This window comes from Pandoraea sp. PE-S2T-3, assembly GCF_002179965.1.
Taxonomy (GTDB): Bacteria; Pseudomonadota; Gammaproteobacteria; order Burkholderiales; family Burkholderiaceae; genus Pandoraea.
Genome location: NZ_NGUQ01000008.1, coordinates 239787 through 259574 on the forward strand (window position 1 = coordinate 239787; position 19788 = coordinate 259574).

Sequence of the window (19788 nt, forward strand, 5' to 3'; positions counted from 1 at the left end):
CCTCGACAATGACGCGCCCCGCGCGCGAATGATCCTATGCTCGAGCACCTGGACATCGTCAAACTGATCTTCGGCCGTCTTACGCTGGAGGCCATCCCCTACCACGAGCCCATTCTTCTCGCGACGTTTGCGGGGGTCGCCTTCGGCGGCATCGTGGTACTGGGTGCGATCACGTACTTCAAACTCTGGGGCTACCTCTGGCGAGAGTGGTTCACGAGCATCGATCACAAGAAGATCGGCATCATGTACGTGATGCTCGGCATCGTCATGCTGCTGCGCGGCTTTGCCGACGCGGCGATGATGCGGCTGCAACAGTCGGTGTCGTTCGGCGACAACATGGGGTATCTGCCGCCGCACCACTACGATCAGATCTTCACCGCGCACGGCGTGATCATGATCTTCTTCGTGGCGATGCCGCTCGTCACCGGTCTGATGAACTTTGTGGTGCCGCTGCAAATCGGTGCGCGCGACGTGGCGTTTCCGTTCCTCAATAACTTCAGCTTCTGGATGACCACGAGCGGTGCCGTGCTCGTGATGATGTCGCTGTTCGTCGGTGAATTCGCCCGCACGGGCTGGCTGGCGTATCCGCCGCTCTCGGGCATTCTGCAAAGCCCCGACGTCGGTGTCGATTACTACATATGGGCGTTGCAGATCGCCGGGATCGGCACGTTGCTATCCGGGATCAACCTGCTGGTAACCATCGTGAAGATGCGCGCGCCGGGCATGTCGATGATGCGCATGCCGGTGTTCACGTGGACCTCGCTGTGCACCAACGTGCTGATCGTGGCTGCGTTCCCGGTGCTGACCGCCGTGCTCGCCCTGCTCGCGCTGGACCGCTACGCCGGCACCAACTTCTTCACGAACGATCTCGGCGGCAACGCCATGATGTACGTGAACCTGATCTGGATCTGGGGCCACCCCGAGGTCTACATTCTCGTGCTGCCGGTGTTCGGCGTGTTCTCCGAGGTGGTGTCCACTTACTCCGGCAAGCGCCTGTTCGGTTACGCGTCGATGGTGTACGCCACGGTCGTGATTACCGTGCTGTCGTATCTCGTGTGGCTGCACCACTTCTTCACGATGGGCTCGGGCGCGAGCGTGAATTCGTTCTTCGGTATCACGACGATGATTATCTCGATACCGACCGGGGCGAAGATGTTCAACTGGCTGTTCACGATGTACCGCGGGCGCATCCGCTTCGAAGTGCCGATGCTCTGGACCCTCGGCTTCATGGTGACGTTCGTGATCGGCGGCATGACCGGTGTGCTGCTGGCCGTGCCGCCCGCCGACTTCTCGCTGCACAACGGCCTGTTCCTGATCGCCCACTTCCACAACGTGATCATCGGTGGCGTGATCTTCGGCATCATGGCCGCCATCACCTACTGGTTCCCGAAAGCGTTCGGCTACAAGCTCGATCCGTTCTGGGGCAAGTGTTCGTTCTGGTTCTGGTTCATCGGCTTCTACGTCGCGTTCATGCCGCTGTATCTGCTCGGCCTCATGGGCGTGACGCGCCGCATGAGCCACTTCGACGATATGTCGTTGCAGATCTGGTTCCAGGTGGCCGCCGTCGGCGCCCTGCTCATCGCGCTGGGGATCGGTTGCTTCCTCATCCAGCTGGTGGTCAGCTACCGTCGCCGGGATGAATTGCGCGACGATACCGGCGACCCATGGAATGGCCGCACGCTGGAATGGTCGACGTCGTCGCCGCCGCCGGTCTACAACTTCGCATTCACGCCGATCGTTCACGACAACGACGCCTGGTGGCAGATGAAGCAGCACGGCTTCAAGCGGCCGGAGTCCGGTTTCCTGCCGATTCACATGCCGAAGAACACCGGCGCGGGCATCATCCTCGCCGGGCTGGCGACGGTGTGCGGCTTCGGGCTGATCTGGCACATGTGGCTGATTGTGATCGTGTCGTTCATCGCGCTGCTGGCGACGGCGATCGGCCACACGTTCAACTATCACCGCGAGTATTACGTCCCGGCCGATCAGGTCGAACACACGGAGGCAGCGCGCACGCAGCTGCTCGCCCAGCATGTCTGATACGACCGCACCCTTCCCCGTCGGCGGCGCACCCGCCGCAGCGCACACGCCCGCGCCACCGCGCGAAGGCGAACTGCGCTTCATGATGTCGAGCGATTACCATCCGCCCAACGGCACACTGCTCGGCTTCTGGCTCTATCTGATGAGCGACTGCCTCGTGTTCGCCTGCCTGTTCGCGGCGTACGGGGTGCTCGGCCGCAATTACGCGGGCGGCCCCACCGGTGCGGAGTTGTTCGAGCTGCCGCTGGTCGCGGTGAACACCACGTTCCTGCTGCTCTCGTCGATCACGTACGGCTTTGCGATGCTGGAGATGCAGAAGCGCCGCCAGAGCGCGGTGCTGGGCTGGCTGGCGGTCACCGGGGTGCTGGGCGCGGCCTTCCTCTCGCTCGAACTCTACGAATTCGCCAACCTGATTCATGAGGGTGCCGGACCGTGGCGCAGTGCGTTCCTTTCGTCGTTCTTCACGCTGGTGAGCACGCACGGGCTGCACGTCACGTTCGGGATCATCTGGCTCATCACGCTGATGGTGCAGGTCGGCAAGCATGGCCTGACGGCGTCGAACCGGCGCCGCCTGATGTGCCTGTCGATGTTCTGGCACTTTCTGGACGTCGTGTGGATCGGCGTCTTCACGTTTGTCTATCTCATGGGAGTGCTGCCGTGAGTTCGCACGATTCGACGCTGCACGGTGCCGAAGGGCACGATCATGGTGACGACCATGGCCACGAGGACGAAGGGCCGCACAGCACGTTCCGTGGCTATGCGACCGGCTTCATCCTGTCGGTGGTGCTCACCGCGATTCCGTTCTGGTTCGTGATGGGCGGGGTGTTCGAGAAGTCGAGCACCACCGCGATCATGATTCTTTTTTTGGGCGCCATTCAGATCGTGGTGCACATGATCTACTTCCTGCACATGAACGGGAAGTCGGAGGGCGGCTGGAATCTGCTCTCGCTCATCTTCACGATCGTGCTGGTCGTGATCGCGCTCTCGGGTTCGCTCTGGGTGATGTATCACCTGAACCAAAACATGATGCCGGGTATGATGCAGGATACGAAAAACCTCCCTTGAACGGCATTACCCTTGAGCAGCAGTCAACTTCGTGATTCGGGGGACGCCCGCCGGCGTCCCTCCCCCCTCCGGCTGGTCTTTCTCGGCGTCATCACGCTGGTCCTGATCTCCGTGTTCGTATCCCTCGGTACGTGGCAGTTGCATCGCCGCGCGTGGAAGCTCGAATTGATCGAGCGTGTGAATACCCGCGTGCATGCGCCACCCGTCGCCGCGCCCACTCGCGCGCAATGGCCGGCCATCACTGCGGCTGACGACGAATACCGCCACATCTCGCTCACCGGCACCTATGCGTTCGACAAAGACACGCTGGTGCAGGCCGTCACCGATCTCGGGGGCGGCTACTGGGTGCTCACACCGCTGCGCACGGCAGATGGCAGCGAAGTGATCGTCAATCGCGGTTTCGTGCCGCCGGGCTGGAAGGAAGCCGTGCCGCCCGCGCCATCCGGCGACGTGACGGTCACCGGGCTGCTGCGCATGACGGAAGCCGGTGGCGGCTTTTTGCGCAAGAACTCGCCCTCGGAAAACCTCTGGTATTCACGCGATGTCGCGGCCATTGCCGCCGCACGCGGGCTGTCGGACGTGGCACCGTATTTCGTGGATGCCGACGGCCCCGCCGGTACCGCGCGCGCCGTACCCAATGGCGACGGCGAGGCCACGACGGGCAACATCACCAATACACAAGCGCGCGACTACCCGGTCGGCGGGCTCACCGTGGTGCAGTTCCCCAACAACCACATGAGCTACATGCTCACGTGGTACGCGCTGGCCATCATGTCGGCCGTCGCCGGATGGTTTGTCATCCGGCTGGAACTGCGTACGCGTCGATAACCGTCGCCACCTGCTTCGCCACCTCGATGACGCGCGCGTCGTCGAAGGCGGCGTAGCCCAGCACCAGTCCGGGCGCCATGCGCTGTGCCCGGGCAAATTCCCCCAGCCCTTCGACAAACACGCCCTGTGCACGCAGCGCGTCGACTATCTGCGTCTCGTCGATCTGCTGCGGCAGCCACAGCACGAAGTGAAACCCGGCATGTTCGCCCGTGACATGGCACGGCGTGCGCAGATTAGCGCGCAACGTATCGAGCATCAGATTGCGACGCCGCAGATACACGCTGCGTGACGCGCGCAAATGGCGGGCGAAATCGCCAGCGTCGATATAACGCGCGAGCGCCATCTGTTCGATCAGACTGTTGGCGCGGCCCGACGCCGAGCGCAACGCGGCAATTCGCGGTAACAGCGCAGGAGGTGCGAGCAGAAAGCCAATGCGCAGCGACGGGAACAGCGACTTGTTGAAGCTGCTGCAATGGATCACGCGTCCCTGCGTGTCGATCGCCTTGAGCGCCGGCAGCGGCGCACTGCCGTAGCTGAACTCGCTGTCGTAGTCGTCTTCGATGATCCACACGTCGCGTGCCTCGGCCCATGCCAGCATCTGCATGCGCCGGTTGATCGACATGGTCGTGCCCAGCGGGGCCTGATGCGCAGGCGTCACGTAGGCGATGCCCGGGCAGCCGACGCGATCCGCCGCTTCCGCGCAAAACCCCTCATCGTCGATGGGAACACCGACGCAACGCTCAGATGGTGCGCCAATCAGCGACGCGAGGTTCTTGTAGCCGGGATCTTCGAGGTAATAGGTCGTGTCGGTATCAGCCAGCACGTCGGTCACCAGATCGATGGCGTGGCGAATACCCGTGGTCATCACGATGTGACCGGCGTCGCAGGTGATGCCGCGCGTGACGCGCAAGTACCGGGCGATGCTCTCCCGCAAGGGTCCGTAGCCGCGCGGATCGGTGTCGGCGAGTTCTGCCGAGGTCACCGTGCGCAGCGCGTAATTCATGTGCCGGCGCCACGCGGGCAACGAGAACAGTGCCACGTCGACCGAGCGGCCCGTCTTGAGCGACAGTGACGCCGCCGTCTCGAACAGGGGTAATGGGGATATTGGGGATGGCGAGGCGCCTACGTCGTCGCGCGCTACCGTTGCCACCGGCTCGCTCAAATCGGCGACCACTTCTGTCCCCGCCCCCACGCGGCTCGCCACGTAGCCTTCCAACGTGAGTTGCTCGAACGCCAGCTCGACAATGCCGCGCGACACCCCCCAACGCTCTGCCAGCGTGCGCGTGGACGGCAACCGGTCGCCGCGTCGTAACTCCCCTGCCACGATGCGCTCGCGCACGCAGCGGTACACCCACGCCTGCCGTGTTTCCTTCTCGCGCCGTTCGGTGAGCGGCAGTTCAAGCGATTCGCTGATGTGACGTCGACGCATGGGAATGAGAGGCTGCGTGAATTCAAAGTGGCCCAATCAAACGACCGGGAAATGGCGCTTCGAATTATACAAGTTAGTCATTATCCTGAACGCCGTGACGCTCGCCTCCCCCCGGCCTTTCACGGCGGCGAGCGCTCCCCACAAGTGTTGAATATCGCGGAGAAATGAGATGGAGTTGGCAGAAAGAGAAGCCGTCGGGGCAAAATTCAGCGCCGCCGCCATGCAGCGCGCCCAAGCCCTCACGTGGGACGCCACGGAAAAAATCTCGGCCCTGATCAAGCCGGGCATGCACGAGTCGGAGGCTATCGCCGCCAGCAAGGCGTTGCTTGGCGAACTCGGCATGGACCGTATCTGGCACCCGGTGCTGATCCGCTTCGGCAAAAACACGCGGCTGACCTTCAGCGAGCGTAGCGACGACGATCCGGTGCTGGGCGACGACGACATCTACTTCATCGACATCGGCGTGGTGTTCGGCGCGCACGAAGGCGATTGCGGCTTCACGCGCACCACCGGCAGCGACCCGGAAATGCAGCGCTGTGCGGATGACGCCAAGCGCTTGTTCGGGATCGTGAAAGACCACTGGCGCACGCATGGCGTGAGCGGTCAGGCGCTGTACGAGTTCGCCAAAGCGCAAGCCGAGATACTGGGCTGGGTGCTCAACTTCGACATGAAAGGCCATCGCGTGAGCGACTTCCCACACGCGATCTACAAGGCCGGCAAGCTCGCCGATCTGGCCGACACGCCCAGCGGCGGCCTGTGGATTCTCGAAATCCAGATCGCCCATCCGACGCGCCCCTTCGGCGCGTTCTACGAAGACCTGCTGGTCTGATTCCGGTTTGATTCCGGTTTGATTCCGATCGTCGCCACGCCTGCGTTTTTTCGCCGTCAAACCGGCGTGGCGACGATGCAACAGCCCTTTGGCGATTTCACACGCCGGCCCCATCGTTTCGGCGGCCAAACGCTCGCATCCATCTGACCCCATATCGAACTCAACGCTTACCGGCGAAGGGTTTGACGCACTCCGCACATTTGTCCAGTGCCACGCCAATACGCGCAGTGGCCCGTCGTCCGGACTTTTGACGCATCTTTCCCCAATTACGCAATTTGCGTTACCGTCTCGTTTGCCGACGGAACTTTTCCGCACGACGGCAATAAGGCAGCGGAGACATCGCCCCCCCGACGGTGCCAGCCTCAGGCACCCGTCAGTTCGAGCGAGCTGCCCGTCCGTGCGAAACGTCGCGCGCGCAATCAAGCAGTTTCCTTATGTCGCTCAATCGCTCAAGAACAGAAAGACGATGAAAAATCAAACCTTCTCCAAAGCGTTACTGGCCACAGCCCTGAGCTGTGCGCTGTTCAACGTTCACGCGGCGTCGCAGGCGCCGGTGGGTGCCGAGAACGGCATGGTCGTGACCGCGCAGCACATCGCATCGAAGGTCGGCGTCGAAGTGCTCAAGTCCGGCGGCAACGCGATCGATGCCGCAGTGGCCGTGGGCTATGCGCTGGCCGTGGTGTATCCGGCAGCCGGCAACATCGGCGGCGGCGGCTTCATGACGATTCAACTCGCCGACGGCCGCAAGACCTTCCTCGATTTCCGCGAGAAGGCCCCGCTGGCTGCCACCGCCAACATGTACCTCGACAAGGACGGCAACGTCATCAAGGGTGCCTCCACCACCGGCTATCTGGCCGTGGGTGTGCCGGGCACCGTGTCGGGCATGGAATACGCACGTGAGAAGTACGGCACGAAGACACGTCAGCAGCTGATCTCGCCGGCCATCACGCTGGCCGACAAGGGCTTCGTGCTCGATCAGGGCGACGTGGACATGCTGTGGACGTCGACCAAGGACTTCGAGAAAGACCGCGCCAACTCGGGCGCCATCTTCATGAACAAGGGTCAGCCGTTCCAGCCGGGCGAGCGTCTGGTGCAAAAGGATCTCGCGCGCACGCTGCGCCTGATCAGCGCCAAGGGCACCGATGGCTTCTACAAGGGTGAAGTCGCGAGCAAGCTGGTGGCCTCGATGAAGGCAGGCGGCGGCATCATCACGCAGGCCGACCTTGATCAGTACAAGACGCGCGAACTGGCCCCGGTGGAATGCGATTACCGCGGCTATCACGTGGTCTCGGCCCCGCCCCCGAGCTCGGGCGGCGTGGTGATCTGCGAGATCATGAACATTCTCGAAGGCTATCCGATGAAAGAACTGGGCTATCACTCGGCCCAGGGCGTGCACTACACCATCGAAGCCATGCGTCATGCCTACGTCGACCGCAACAGCTATCTGGGCGACCCGGACTTCGTGAAGAACCCGCTCGCGCATCTGCTCGACAAGGACTACGCCGCGAAGATTCGTGCCGCGATCAACCCGCAGAAGGCCGGTATCTCGCAAGAGATCAAGCCGGGTGTTCCGCCGCATGAGGGCAGCAACACGACGCACTACTCGATCGTCGACAAGGATGGCAATGCCGTGTCCGTCACCTACACGCTCAACGACTGGTTCGGCGCGAAGGTCATGGCCAACGGCACGGGCGTGCTGCTCAACGACGAGATGGACGACTTCACCTCCAAGGTGGGTGTGCCCAACATGTACGGCCTGATTCAGGGCGAAGCGAACGCCATCGGCCCGGGCCGTCGCCCGCTGTCGTCGATGAGCCCGACCATCGTCACCAAGGATGGCAAGACGGTGATGGTCGTCGGTACGCCGGGCGGCAGCCGCATCATCACGGCCACGCTGCTCACGATGCTCAACATGATCGACTACGGCATGAACCTGCAAGAAGCCGTGGATGCGCCGCGCTTCCACCAGCAGTGGATGCCGGAATCGACCAACATCGAAGCGTTTGCTCTGAGCCCGGATACGCAGAAGATTCTCGAGAGCTGGGGCCAGAAGTTTGCCGGCCCGCAACCTCCGAATCACATCGCTGCGATTCTGGTCGGTGCCCCGTCGCTGGGCGGCAAGCCGATCGGCAAGAACCGCTTCTACGGTGCCAACGATCCGCGCCGCAATACGGGTCTCGCACTCGGGTATTGATGGTTTGATCACCTGAACGCTGCATGACAATGGGGCCGCCTGATTCACTCAGGCGGCCCCATTTTTTTGATGCCGTACTTGATGACGCACACGCGTCGCAGGGTGAGTGGCCTATCGCCGATGATCGACGCGGCGCGCGAGACGCTCGCCCGCAAATTGCACGAAGGTCACCAGCGCCACGAGAATGATGATCACGTTGAACATCACGCTCGTCTCATAGCGTTCGTAGCCGTAGCGCACGGCCAGATCGCCCAGACCACCCGCCCCGACGGCACCGGCCATGGCCGACGCGCCCACCATCGCGATCACCGTCACCGTCGCACCGCCGAGAATGGCAGGCAACGCTTCGGGCAGCAGCACGTGGCGCACGATGTGCCAACGGCGGCACCCCATCGCACGGGCCGCTTCGATCAGCCCCGGATCGATTTCGCGCAGCCCCACTTGCGTGACGCGCGCAAAGAACGGAATCAGGTGCACGGCAAGCGGCACCACCGCCGCCCAAGTGCCCATGGTCGTGCCGACGAGCCAGCGCGTAACCGGCAGCAGCGCGACGAGAAGAATGATGAACGGCACGGCGCGAAACAGATTCACGACCACCGACAGGGCGCGATTGAATCGGGGACGCGGGGCCAGCCCACCCGGTGCGGTGAGCACCAGCACCACGGCAATCAGCATGCCGGCGGCGAAAACGATGGCGCACGCGCTGGTGACCATCAACAAGGTCTCGCCCAACGCGCGCAGATATTTGTCGATCATGATGTGATATTTCGGTTGGCGTTCAGACGGCGCGCTGACGTGTCGCCGCTGCGGCATTGCGGCCCTGCCACGCGTGTTGCAGCGGTCGCAGCAGTGCGCGGGTGGCCTCGGCCAACGGGTTCTCGAACACTTCGTCGATCGGGCCCAGTTCGGCAATCCGGCCCTGATCGAGCACCAGCACACGGTCGCAAGCCTGATGAATCACACCCATGTCGTGCGTGATCAGTACCACCGTCAGGCCGAACTCGCGTTGCACGTCGCGCAGGAGTGTGAGGATGGCATCGGTCGTCTCCGGGTCGAGTGCCGACGTCGCTTCGTCGCACAGCAGGATTTCCGGCCGGTGCACGAGCGCCCGCGCAATCCCCACGCGTTGTTTCTGCCCGCCCGAGAGCATCGCGGGGTAGGCGTCCGACTTCCCGGTCAGCCCGACCAGCGACAACAGTTCGTTTACGCGCGGCGCAATCGCGGCTTTCGGCACGCCAGCCACACGCAGCGGCAACGCCACGTTCTCGAATACTGTCTTCGCCGAAAGCAGGTTGAAGTGCTGAAAGATCATGCCCACACGCTGGCGCAAGCTGACGAGGGCATCTTCGTCCAGCGTCGCCACGTCGACCCCGTCGACTTTGACGTGCCCTTCGCTCGGGATTTCCAGTGCGTTGATCGTGCGCAGCAGCGTAGATTTCCCCGCCCCGCTGCGGCCGATGATGCCGAAGCTCTCGCCGCGCCGCACGGCAAACGACACGTCGTGCAGTGCGGCGCTCGATGCGCCCGGGTACACCTTCCCCAGTGCGTCGAAGGTGATATGGGCGATCTCGCGCGTCGCCGCCGTAGGCAAACGCGTGACGGGGGCGGCGGCAGTCTGTCGTAACGTCATCGCGTATTTTTCCTTGGTTCAGAAGGCCGGGACGACCGAGCCCTGATACTTGGTCTCGATGAACTTGCGCACTTCTTCCGACTGATAAGCCTTGATCAACGGGGCGACCCAAGGCGCGTTCTTGTCCTTCTCGCGCACGGCGATGATGTTCACGTACGGGTTGTTCTCACGCTTTTCCACTGCGATGCCGTCACGCGTGGCGATCAGCCCGGCTTGATACGCGAAGCTGTTGACGATGGCCGAGGCGTCGACGTCGGGCAACGAGCGCGCGAGCACCACTGAGGCACTTTCGATGAAGTCGAGCTTGCGCGGGTTGGCGGTGACGTCGGCCAGCGTGGCCGTGCCGGTGTACGGGTCGAAGCCGTCGCGCAGCTTGATCAGACCGTGGTCACGCAGGATGACGAGCGCACGCGTCTGGTTGCTCGGGTCGTTCGGCAGGCCGATCTTGGCGCCGACCGGCAGCGATTCGAGCGACTTGTACTTCTTCGAATAGAAGGCGATGGGCGAGATCAGCGTGTCGCCCACGGCCACGATCTTGTAACCGCGCTGCTTGACCTGATCGCGCAGGAACGGGATGTGCTGGAACGAGTTGGCGTCAAGGTCGCCGCTGTTGAGCGCCTCGTTGGGGCTGGCCGTGCCGGTGACGACAACCGTCTCGACGTTCAGGCCGCGCGACTTCGCCACCTTCGTGACCACTTCCCAAATCTCTTCGTCAACGCCACCGCGTACGCCCACCTTGAGCGGTTTGTCGGCGGCTATCGCGTTCGTCACGCCGAGGGTGCCCATCGTGCCGATGGATAGCGCCAGTGAGAGACTGCCGAGCAAGCGAATGAGTTGGCGGCGTTGCATTGTGATTTCCCCTGACGTGATTGCGTTTGACTGCGTTGTATTGGTGTGCCCGATTCAGGCGAAGAGACAGTCTAGGAAGTGGGCGCGGGGAGCGTCCAATAACCAATTTCGGAAAGCTAATTCATCCGGGCACGCGGAGCTTTCGTGCGCCGCTTGGCAATCACTTGTAACTTTTTGTAATACGCCACGAGAAAGAGCAGGAACTCCAGCGCCTCGTATCGTCCAACAGGGATTCCCCAAGTGTTGCACCCGCCTCTCGTGGGCGGCTCTCGTGCGCCGTTCTGCGCTGCACGAGGTGACCGCTTTTGTGTGCGACTGCCATCCGCCCCCTCTTTTTCTGGAACCGCCCGAAGATGTCTGCTCTGTGGGACCCAACGTTGCCCCTGCTGTTCAGCCCCACTCTGCCGCGCCTGTATCGCGTGTCGCCGCGTGTGGTGGCGCTCGCTCGCCTGATGCTGTTCGGTATCGTCCTGCTCATTGCGGGGCTGCCCGTCAGCGATGCGCTCGGCGCGACCGCGCATCAGACCAGCGCAGGAAAACGTCGGCAGGATGTGACGAAGAAGAAAAAGGCAGCGGCGAAGGTGGCAGCGAAGAAGCCCGTCAGGAAATCGGCGGCGAGCGCGCGTACCAAAGCGTCACGCAAGGCAACACCGCCGCCGCGTGCTGCGAAGGCCGCCAAGCGTGGAGCGCCCGCTGCAAAACGACGCACGGCAGCGGCATTACCGGTGACAGCGGCGGCCACGGCATCTGCACAGGCGTCGTCTGGCAAGCAGATCAGCACTGATGCGCAACCTCGTCTGCTCGCGCGCTGTGGCTTTACACCGGCCTCGCGAAAACGGCTGTTCTCACGGGCGGTCTATATCGTCGATGAGAAAACACATACGCCGCTTTTCGCTCAGAATGCCGATCGTGTGATGCCCATCGCTTCGGTTTCCAAACTGATGACAGCCGTCGTCTGGCTCGACAATCAACCGTCGATGCGCCAGTCGCTCACCGTCACGCGAGATGACCTCGATACGCTGAAATTCACGCATTCACGGCTGGCCGTGGGCTCGACGCTGACGCGTCGCGACATGCTGCATATCTCGCTGATGGCGTCGGAGAACCGCGCCGCGGCGGCGATGAGCCGAGATTATCCGGGCGGTCGCCCCGCGTTTATTGCAGCGATGAATGCCAAGGCGAGGACGCTCAACATGCCCAACACGCGCTTCGAGAATTCGACAGGGCTCTCACCGCGCAACGTGTCTACCGCGCGTGAATTGGCAAGACTGGTGCGTGCATCGAACGGCTATCCGCTCATTCGCCAGTATTCGATCGATCATCAGCAACTCGTGCGCACGGGCAAGGGGCAGTTGCAGTACGTGAATACCAATCGGCTGGTGCGCTACGGCAAGGTGCATGCGAGCGTGCAGAAAACCGGCTTCATCAATGAATCCGGTCACAACATGGTGATGCGCGTGATGGTGCACAAGCGCCGCCCCGTCATCGTCACGATGCTGGGCAGCGACACGCCGGAAGGCTCACGTCTGGACGGCGTGCGCATCGCGCATTGGTTGTCGTGCTCGTTGCAGTGAATGAACAGCGTGTGGTTGCGGTCGATCTGTCGACAGGTCGATAAGTCGATCAACTGATCCGCTCGAACAGCGGTGAGGCGTGGCTTGCGGCGGCAAGCTCGGATGCTGCCGCCATCAACGCAGGACCGAGCCGCGCCATACGCGCCTCGTCGAGCCGAATCAGCGGGCCGGCAATACTGATCACGCCCAACGCCGGATAGCCCCGACGCAAAATCGGGGCCGCCATCGCGGTCATCCCGGGTGCGAACACTTCGTTGATGGTGGCGTAGCCGCGCTGCCGGGCGGCGTCGAGAAACGTGAGCAGTCCCTGCACGGTCGTCGGCGCATTGGGGCCATAGTCCTTCGGCTGCCCGAATCCCTGACGGCTCACCAACGCCATCGCGCGCTCGTCGCTCATCGTCATCATCCACGCGTGACCCGTGGCCGAGCACGACAGCACGGTGTCCATCCCCATGTCCGGGTCGTACTTCAGCCCCTTCATCGCGCCCTGCGCTTTCGCGACCCACGTGAGGCGATCGCCATCGACGATGGCCAGACGCACCAACTCACCCGACGTTTCGGCGAGTCGATCGAGAATCGCCTGCGCCATGTCGATGATCCCCGATGTGCTCAGGAAACTCAGGCCCAGCCCCACCAGCTTGGTCGTCAGCACATAGTCGCCATGCTCGCGCAACTGGCGCACATAACCGAACCCCTTCAGGTCGGTGAGCAACCGGTGGCAGGCACTGCGCGGGATGTCGAGTTCATCGGCGATGAACGCCAGCGGCGTGCCGCCGACTTGCTGCGCCAGCAGTTCCAGAATCGCGAGGGTGCGCTCCATCACGCCGTTCATACCGTCTCCGTTGGTTAATCACTGTTCGATTTTTCCGCATTGTGACATGCGATTCCAGTCTGGAATAGTGTTCCAACAGGCTCATTACTATCTCGCTTGCCAGCCCGGGACACGCCCGGGCGGTCCCCATCTTCGACTCACAGTGCTGGGAGATGCCGATTTTCCCGGCGCTCCGCAACTGCGACGATGGGGCATGACGACAGATCAAATAGTCAGGAGACAGGCATGACACACGTAGCGACCTCTGCGTCGGACGCGTCGATGCAGACACGGGCGGTCACCGCCGCCACCATCGGCACCGCGCTCGAATGGTTCGACTTCACTTTGTACGGTGCGTTGGCGGCGACCTTGCTGCCGAAGCTGTTCTTTCCCGCGATGGAGCCGACATCGGCCCTGCTCGCTTCGCTGGCGACGTTCGGTGTCGGACTGGCGGCACGCCCGTTGGGCGCAGTGATTTGCGGCTCGCTCGGCGACAAGTTCGGGCGGCGCAATCTGATGCTTGCCACGGTATCGGTCATGGGTGTGGCGTCGGTGCTCATGGGCTTGCTGCCCACGTACGCGCAAATCGGCGTGTGGGCGCCGATTCTGCTGGTGGTGCTGCGCATCGTGCAGGGCTTCGCGCTGGGTGGCGAGTCGACGGGCGGGCAACTGATGGCCATCGAACACGCGAGTCCCGACCGGCGCGGCCGATATTCCGGGTTGCTGGGCATCTGCTCCCCTGTCAGTCAGATACTCGCCAACGCGGCGCTGTTCGGGCTATCGGCATCGCTGTCGACCGAGGCGTTCGAGTCTTGGGGATGGCGTGTGCCGTTCGTGATGAGTGTTCTGCTGGTGATCGTCGGCGTATACATCCGGCTCAAAGTGCACGAGACACCGGCGTTTGCCGCGATGAAACAAGCAACGCAGGTCGTGAAGGTGAGCAACCCGCTGCGCGATGCCGTACTCCTGCATTACAAGCCGCTGATTCGCTGGACGCTGTTCTTTTGCGGCCCCGCGGCGATCTTCTATCTGATCGTGGTGTTCTCGCTGAGCTACATCACCAAGACGCTTGGCGTGCCGAAGCAGACGGCATTCATGCTGCTCATGGGCGCGAATATCTTCGCCATTTTCGGTGCGCTGATCGGCGGCACGCTGAGTGACCGGATCGGCCGCAAGAAGGCGCTGGCGATTGGCTCATGCGCCACGCTGCTGATCTCGCTCGTGTATTTCTCCGTACTGGATACGCGCAGCTTCGTGCCGATGTTGCTGATCATGGGGCTCTTTCTCGGCTTCACGCAGTACCAGAGTGGTATTCAGCCGGTGGCCTTTGCCGAGGCGTTTCCGACCAACGTCCGTTACTCGGGCTCGGCGCTCGCCTATACCGGGGCCAATCTGCTCACGGGCGGGCCGATGCCGATGGTCGCGGTCTGGCTGCTCTCGATCAGCAACGGATCACCTTGGGCTGTGGTGGCGTTGTGCGCCACGCTCAATGTGATTTCGCTGGCCGCCATTCTCATTGGGCCGGAGACGCGCGGCATCGACATGCACCGCACCGACTCGACGCATGCGCTCACCGGCGATGCTGCGGAGGCTGAACACTTGGCGACGCTCGGTAGCGGTAGCGGTAGCGGCACCGGCAGCGCGGCCAATGTCTCGCGCGTCGCGCCAGTCGACGGTGCGCATGGCATGCGCAACAGCCATTGATTATTTGTCTTTCACGGGAAACGCATTCACCACCATGTCCGATCTTGTCTACATCCTCAACGGACCGAACCTCAACATGCTCGGCAAGCGCGAGCCGCACCTCTACGGGCACACCACGCTCGCCGAGATCGAAACGACCGTGCGGTCAGTGGCAGCGCAGCTTGAACTGCGTTGCGAGTTCCGGCAGACGAACAGCGAAGCCACGATGATCGACTGGTTGCAGGAAGCGTTCGAAGCCGGCGCGGGCGTCATCCTCAACCCGGCCGGCTTCTCGTTCCGATCCATTCCGGTGCTTGACGCTGCGAAGCTGATCGAGCGCCCGTTGATCGAGGTACATATCACCAACATCCACAAGCGCGATGAGATTTACCGGCACTCGTTGATTTCGACCGTGGCGACGGGCGTGATCTGCGGTCTCGGCGTGCAGTGCTACCCGCTGGCACTGCACGCGATGGCCGGGATGTTGAGGGCAGCGCGTTCTTAAATAACTAGCGCGCCCGGGCGTGCCAGCGGCCCCACGCGGCGGTGGCGATCAGCAAGATGGCTGCCGCCGTGATCACGGCATTGAAGCCTTGATCGAAGGCGGTATTCGCCAGACGCGTGAGCGACTCGGCGAGTGCCGCCGGTAATTGTTCGGCAACGATCTGCGCCTCGTCGAGGCTATCGCGCACTACGCTCGGCAGTGCATCGGTCTGTGGCACTTGCATGCCACGGGCGTACACGAACGACAGCAGACTGCCCATGAACGTCACGCCCAACGCGCCGCCAAGTTCGTACGAGACTTCCTCAACCGAGGCCGCCATCCCGGCACGTTCCGGCGGCGCACTCTGCATGATCGTACTCGACGCGGCGGTCATCGTCGCGCCGACGCCAAAGCCGAGAATGGCCAACGTGATGATCGACGGCATCAGCCCCATGTCACGCACGAACAGATAGCCCGCCATCCCGATCCCCGAGATCAGCAACGCGATCGGCAGCATGCGGGCGCCCCCCAGACGCGGCAACAGTTGACCGGCAATCGGCCCGGCGACGAAGGCAGCGAGCGGCAACGGCACGATGGCCCAACCGGCTTCGAGCGGCGAATAGCCGAGTACCAGTTGCAGACGCTGACTGAATACCAGTTCCATCCCGATCAGCGATGCCGACGCGACCAGCGCCGCGACGACAGCACTTGCGAATGCCGGATTGCGGAACAGTTTGAAGTCGAGCAACGGGTGAGCACTGCGTTGTTGACGGCGCACGAACGCCGCGAGGAAAACGCCACCCACGACAAGCGCCACGCCCACCGTCGACCAGTCAGGCGAAGGCTTGCCGGCCGACTTGATCGCATAGGTCAGACCGACCAGGCCCACCATGAAGAGCACTGAACCGAACCAGTCCCACGGCTGCGTCGACGTCGCGCCACCCTTCGGAATCAGCCAGTACGCCAGCGGCAACGCGAGCAACACGATGGGTACGTTGATCAGGAAGACCGAGCCCCACCAGAAGTGTTCGAGCAACGCACCACCGACGACCGGGCCAAACGCGGCACCGCCTGACGCGACCGATGCCCAGATGCCGATGGCCAACGCACGTTCGCGCGAATCGGCAAACGTGAGGCGAATCAGCGAGAGCGTGGCCGGCATCATCATCGCGGCACCTACACCAAGCAGTGCGCGAGCGGCAATCAACAGGTTGGCGTCGGGCGAGAAAGCCGCCGCCAGTGAGGCGACACCGAAGACGGCCAGCCCGGCGATGAACAGACGCTTGTGACCAAGGCGGTCGCCGAGCGTGCCCATGCCGAGCAACAGGCCGGAGACGACAAGCGCGTACGCGTTGACGATCCACAGCTTGGCGGACGCCGTCGCTGCGAGATCGTGGGTCAGACGCGGCAGTGCCGTGTAGAGCACCGTCATGTCGATCACGATGAGCAGCAGCGCCACCGAAACGATCGCGAGCACCAGCCAGCGACGACGGTCGCTGGTTTGAGGCACTGGATGCGAAGAGGTATGCAGACTGGACATCGAAGAACTCCTTTATGCGCAGATCCGTTCGTACTCGCCTTGGCGGATCCGGGCTTTGTTATCACCCAAGGGAAAACCCGAATCATCCATCATTAAAGGAATTAGGAAAAGTTAGATTCCATCCGAAAACTAGATGGATATGCGCAGTATTTGGTCAATTCTTGCGGTGAATGGGTTATTGCATTGGATTAGCCGGTGCATTTGGGATTTAGAAGTGGGATTCGAGCAGACGCACAATCACGGCCGTCAAGACTGGCGGCATGACAGCCGGACGCATACAATCTGCGCCACATTCCCATCGGGCGAAAATCCCCCCTAATTCGTACACATGGCTTCTCAACCGACTCGTATTCCCGACGCAGTTTCGCTACCCGAATTAACGGTACGCGGCATGATTCTCGGCGCGCTGATCACTGTGGTGTTCACCGCCTCCAATGTTTATCTCGGCTTGAAAGTCGGTCTCACCTTTTCATCGTCTATTCCGGCGGCCGTGATCTCGATGGCCGTGCTGCGCGCACTGCGTGGCGGCAATATCCTCGAGAACAATATGGTGCAGACGCAGGCGTCTGCGGCCGGCACGCTCTCGTCGATCATTTTCGTTTTGCCGGGCCTGTTGATGATTGGGCATTGGCAAGGTTTTCCGTTTGGTTTGACGCTCGCGATTTGCGCGTCGGGCGGCATTCTCGGTGTGCTCTTCACGATCCCGTTGCGACGCGCGATGGTGGTGGACAGCGATCTGCCTTATCCGGAAGGTGTGGCGGCGGCTGAAATTCTTCGTGTCGGCAGTGAAGGCGACGATGCGTCGGCCTCGAATTCCGCTAACGGTCAGTCGGATCGTCAATCGAATGCGGCGGGTGGCAGTGGCGTGCGCGAGATTGCGTTTGGTGGCGTGGTATCGGCGTTGTTCGCATTCGCCACGAATGGTCTGAAGATTTTTGGGGAAAGCATTACCGCGTGGATTCCTGCTGGCACGGCGGTCTTTCGACTGACTAGTGGCTTTTCGCTGGCACTGATCGGGGCGGGCTATCTGATCGGTATTGTTTCGGGTCTGGCGATTCTGCTCGGCATCCTATTGAGCTGGGGCATTGCGGTGCCGGTGCTGACGTCGATTACGCCCAATACCGATGGGCAGGCGATGGCCGCGTTCGCGAACGGGCTCTGGCAGCACAAGGTGCGGTTCATTGGCGCGGGCACCATCGGCGTTGCCGCCGTGTGGACGCTTATTACGCTCGCCAAGCCCATGGTCGAAGGCGTCAAGACGTCGTTCGCGGCGTTGGGGCACTCGCGGGCTCGTGGCACGGGCGTGAAGCTCGGCCGGACGGAACAGGATCTTTCGCCGCGCTGGGTCATTGGCTTGACGCTGGTTTGCGTTGCCGTCTGGGTGGTGACGTTCGGTGTGTTCCTTGCGGACGCACCGTTGTCGATCGGCGGCATTGCGACGCTGGTGGCTTGCAGCGTGGTGTTTGCCGTGGTCTTCGGCTTTTTGGTTGCTGCGGCTTGCGGTTATATGGCGGGCTTGGTCGGGTCATCGGCGAGTCCGATTTCCGGCATCGGTATCGTCGCGGTGGTGCTGGTCTCGTTGTTGATTCTCAGCGTGAGCCAGGCGAGCGGTCTGCTCGATACGACCGCCGGCGGCAAGCTGGCGATTGCGCTGGCGCTCTTCACGACGGCGGCTGTTATCGCAATTGCCACGATTTCGAACGACAACCTGCAAGATCTGAAGACGGGTTGGCTCGTGGGTGCGACGCCGTGGCGCCAGCAGGTGGCGTTGTTGGTGGGTTGCGTGGTCGGCGCGGCGGTGATTCCGCCGGTGTTGAATCTGCTCTACAACGCGTATGGCTTTACGGATGCGTTGCCGCGCGCCGGGATGGATCCGTCGCAGGCCTTGTCGGCGCCGCAGGCCATTCTGATGACGGCGATCGCCAAGGGCATCTTCACGCATCAGCTCGACTGGTCGATGCTCGGCATTGGCGCGGTGGTGGGACTGGTGATGATTGCCATCGATGCGATGCTGGCAAAGCGCGGTGGCGTTGCGCGCTTGCCAGTGATTGCTGTGGGGATTGGTATTTACCTGCCGCCGACGATTGGTTCGGCGTTGGTGATTGGTTCGGTATTAGGTTGGATTTCGCACCGGGTGATGAAGGCGCGTGCGAAAGCGCATGGCAAAGACTTCGGACCGTATGCGGACGCCGCTGAGCGACGCGGTGTGTTGTTAGCGTCGGGGCTGATTGTCGGCGAAAGCCTTGTGGGTGTCGCGATGGCGATGGTGGTTGGCTTTACTGGCTCGGATGCACCGTTGGCGATCGTAGGCAGCGGGTTTGCCGGGACAGCCGATTGGATCGCATTCGCAGCATTTGTCGCCGTATGCGTCGTGCTAGTTCGCCGTGTATTGGCGGCGGTACCGCGATAAATAGCGGCAGTTCGCGATCGCTGTTGTTTGTGATGTTTTTCTATTCGCGATAGTTGTTAGCGCTAGGTCGGATGTCGAAAGCTTCGATATCCGACCGACACCGGCTTAGACGCAACGTCAGCGGTAGCGCTTGGTTCTGATGTGATGGAGGGTCATTCTCGCCGTCACCGTAGATCAGAGCCCTTCCCCGCAGACCCTCTCTTCCCCCAGCTTCATCTCCTAACGCGGCACGACACTGCGAGCACTGCGAGTGAACGCGTTCTGGCATTAGTCAACGCAACACCGCTTCAGCGCGATTTCGAGTCCTGACGCCTATTCCGCATTCCACTCCACGCGAAGGCGCAGACCGGCCGCCGAGCCAACTCGAGAGACCAAGTGCGCCAAGAAGGAGAACACCAGAAGGGATCTGAACGCGAAGCAAA

The 19788-nt window shown here is 62.3% G+C and carries 15 protein-coding genes and 1 pseudogene; 10 read left to right on the top strand and 6 right to left on the bottom strand.

What is annotated here, in order from left to right:
• Window positions 1-36: 36 nt before the first annotated feature.
• From cyoB to CDV46_RS06780, 4 genes are read left to right on the top strand one after another with little or no spacing between them, the layout of a single operon-like run.
• Window positions 37-2040 carry a cytochrome o ubiquinol oxidase subunit I gene (cyoB, locus tag CDV46_RS06765; RefSeq protein WP_058375638.1) on the top strand — a complete coding sequence of 668 codons (2004 nt, stop codon included), beginning with the start codon at window positions 37-39 and terminating at the stop codon, window positions 2038-2040.
• A complete protein-coding gene (gene cyoC / locus CDV46_RS06770; RefSeq protein ID WP_087722138.1) occupies window positions 2033-2701 on the top strand; it encodes a cytochrome o ubiquinol oxidase subunit III in 669 nt (222 codons plus the stop codon). The genes cyoB and cyoC overlap by 8 nt, the downstream gene beginning before the upstream one ends.
• A complete protein-coding gene (gene cyoD / locus CDV46_RS06775) occupies window positions 2698-3105 on the top strand; it encodes a cytochrome o ubiquinol oxidase subunit IV (RefSeq protein WP_058375640.1) in 408 nt (135 codons plus the stop codon). The genes cyoC and cyoD overlap by 4 nt, the downstream gene beginning before the upstream one ends.
• 12 nt (window positions 3106-3117) lie before the next feature.
• The gene (locus CDV46_RS06780) at window positions 3118-3933 is read left to right on the top strand and encodes an SURF1 family protein (RefSeq protein WP_303395611.1); all 816 of its coding nucleotides are present in this window, start codon (window positions 3118-3120) and stop codon (window positions 3931-3933) included.
• Here CDV46_RS06780 and pdxR read toward each other — a convergent pair.
• Entirely contained in the window at window positions 3902-5362 is a 1461-nt protein-coding gene (gene pdxR, locus CDV46_RS06785; RefSeq protein WP_087722139.1) for a MocR-like pyridoxine biosynthesis transcription factor PdxR, read from the bottom strand. The genes CDV46_RS06780 and pdxR overlap by 32 nt on opposite strands.
• Window positions 5363-5531: 169 nt before the next feature.
• Between pdxR and CDV46_RS06790 the strand changes: the two genes are divergently transcribed.
• Together CDV46_RS06790 and ggt are read left to right on the top strand one after the other, a co-directional pair.
• Complete coding sequence (locus tag CDV46_RS06790; RefSeq protein ID WP_087722140.1) at window positions 5532-6191, top strand: M24 family metallopeptidase; 660 nt, start codon at window positions 5532-5534, stop codon at window positions 6189-6191.
• A gap of 571 nt (window positions 6192-6762) precedes the next feature.
• The gene (ggt, locus tag CDV46_RS06795) at window positions 6763-8385 is read left to right on the top strand and encodes a gamma-glutamyltransferase (protein WP_371328738.1); all 1623 of its coding nucleotides are present in this window, start codon (window positions 6763-6765) and stop codon (window positions 8383-8385) included.
• Between the two features lie 111 nt (window positions 8386-8496).
• Here ggt and CDV46_RS06800 read toward each other — a convergent pair whose 3' ends face one another.
• The 3 genes and pseudogenes from CDV46_RS06800 to CDV46_RS06810 form a co-directional block, all read right to left on the bottom strand.
• Window positions 8497-9141, bottom strand: a complete 645-nt coding sequence (locus tag CDV46_RS06800) for a methionine ABC transporter permease (protein ID WP_058379821.1) — start codon at window positions 9139-9141, stop codon at window positions 8497-8499.
• A 73-nt stretch (window positions 9142-9214) separates the two neighbouring features.
• Window positions 9215-10015 (bottom strand): annotated as a pseudogene (locus tag CDV46_RS06805) (methionine ABC transporter ATP-binding protein); the annotation flags it as partial.
• A gap of 18 nt (window positions 10016-10033) precedes the next feature.
• Complete coding sequence (locus tag CDV46_RS06810) at window positions 10034-10864, bottom strand: MetQ/NlpA family ABC transporter substrate-binding protein (protein ID WP_087722142.1); 831 nt, start codon at window positions 10862-10864, stop codon at window positions 10034-10036.
• Window positions 10865-11217: 353 nt separating this feature from the next.
• Between CDV46_RS06810 and CDV46_RS06815 the strand changes: the two genes are divergently transcribed.
• The gene (locus tag CDV46_RS06815; RefSeq protein WP_254915952.1) at window positions 11218-12438 is read left to right on the top strand and encodes a serine hydrolase; all 1221 of its coding nucleotides are present in this window, start codon (window positions 11218-11220) and stop codon (window positions 12436-12438) included.
• A gap of 49 nt (window positions 12439-12487) precedes the next feature.
• Here CDV46_RS06815 and CDV46_RS06820 read toward each other — a convergent pair whose 3' ends face one another.
• Window positions 12488-13270 carry an IclR family transcriptional regulator gene (locus tag CDV46_RS06820; RefSeq protein ID WP_087722143.1) on the bottom strand — a complete coding sequence of 261 codons (783 nt, stop codon included), beginning with the start codon at window positions 13268-13270 and terminating at the stop codon, window positions 12488-12490.
• Between the two features lie 225 nt (window positions 13271-13495).
• Between CDV46_RS06820 and CDV46_RS06825 the strand changes: the two genes are divergently transcribed.
• Together CDV46_RS06825 and CDV46_RS06830 are read left to right on the top strand one after the other, a co-directional pair.
• The gene (locus CDV46_RS06825; RefSeq protein WP_087722144.1) at window positions 13496-14953 is read left to right on the top strand and encodes an MFS transporter; all 1458 of its coding nucleotides are present in this window, start codon (window positions 13496-13498) and stop codon (window positions 14951-14953) included.
• Window positions 14954-14987: 34 nt separating this feature from the next.
• Window positions 14988-15437 (top strand): type II 3-dehydroquinate dehydratase, encoded by a 450-nt coding sequence (locus CDV46_RS06830; RefSeq protein WP_087722145.1) that lies wholly within the window; start codon window positions 14988-14990, stop codon window positions 15435-15437.
• Between the two features lie 4 nt (window positions 15438-15441).
• Here CDV46_RS06830 and CDV46_RS06835 read toward each other — a convergent pair whose 3' ends face one another.
• Window positions 15442-16956: an MFS transporter gene (locus tag CDV46_RS06835; protein WP_087722146.1), complete on the bottom strand. Its 1515-nt coding sequence runs from the start codon at window positions 16954-16956 to the stop codon at window positions 15442-15444.
• Window positions 16957-17284: 328 nt separating this feature from the next.
• Between CDV46_RS06835 and CDV46_RS06840 the strand changes: the two genes are divergently transcribed.
• Window positions 17285-19366: an OPT family oligopeptide transporter gene (locus CDV46_RS06840; RefSeq protein ID WP_087722147.1), complete on the top strand. Its 2082-nt coding sequence runs from the start codon at window positions 17285-17287 to the stop codon at window positions 19364-19366.
• Window positions 19367-19788 lie beyond the last annotated feature (422 nt).

Coding starts and splice junctions, on each gene's coding strand:
- CDV46_RS06835 (WP_087722146.1), bottom strand. CDS start 16,956: ATGTCCAGTCTGCATACCTCTTCGCATCCAGTGCCTCAAACCAGCGAC.
- CDV46_RS06815 (WP_254915952.1), top strand. CDS start 11,218: ATGTCTGCTCTGTGGGACCCAACGTTGCCCCTGCTGTTCAGCCCCACT.
- cyoB (WP_058375638.1), top strand. CDS start 37: ATGCTCGAGCACCTGGACATCGTCAAACTGATCTTCGGCCGTCTTACG.
- CDV46_RS06825 (WP_087722144.1), top strand. CDS start 13,496: ATGACACACGTAGCGACCTCTGCGTCGGACGCGTCGATGCAGACACGG.
- CDV46_RS06810 (WP_087722142.1), bottom strand. CDS start 10,864: ATGCAACGCCGCCAACTCATTCGCTTGCTCGGCAGTCTCTCACTGGCG.
- CDV46_RS06830 (WP_087722145.1), top strand. CDS start 14,988: ATGTCCGATCTTGTCTACATCCTCAACGGACCGAACCTCAACATGCTC.
- CDV46_RS06820 (WP_087722143.1), bottom strand. CDS start 13,270: ATGAACGGCGTGATGGAGCGCACCCTCGCGATTCTGGAACTGCTGGCG.
- pdxR (WP_087722139.1), bottom strand. CDS start 5,362: ATGCGTCGACGTCACATCAGCGAATCGCTTGAACTGCCGCTCACCGAA.
- cyoC (WP_087722138.1), top strand. CDS start 2,033: ATGTCTGATACGACCGCACCCTTCCCCGTCGGCGGCGCACCCGCCGCA.
- ggt (WP_371328738.1), top strand. CDS start 6,763: ATGGTCGTGACCGCGCAGCACATCGCATCGAAGGTCGGCGTCGAAGTG.
- CDV46_RS06800 (WP_058379821.1), bottom strand. CDS start 9,141: ATGATCGACAAATATCTGCGCGCGTTGGGCGAGACCTTGTTGATGGTC.
- CDV46_RS06840 (WP_087722147.1), top strand. CDS start 17,285: ATGGCTTCTCAACCGACTCGTATTCCCGACGCAGTTTCGCTACCCGAA.
- CDV46_RS06790 (WP_087722140.1), top strand. CDS start 5,532: ATGGAGTTGGCAGAAAGAGAAGCCGTCGGGGCAAAATTCAGCGCCGCC.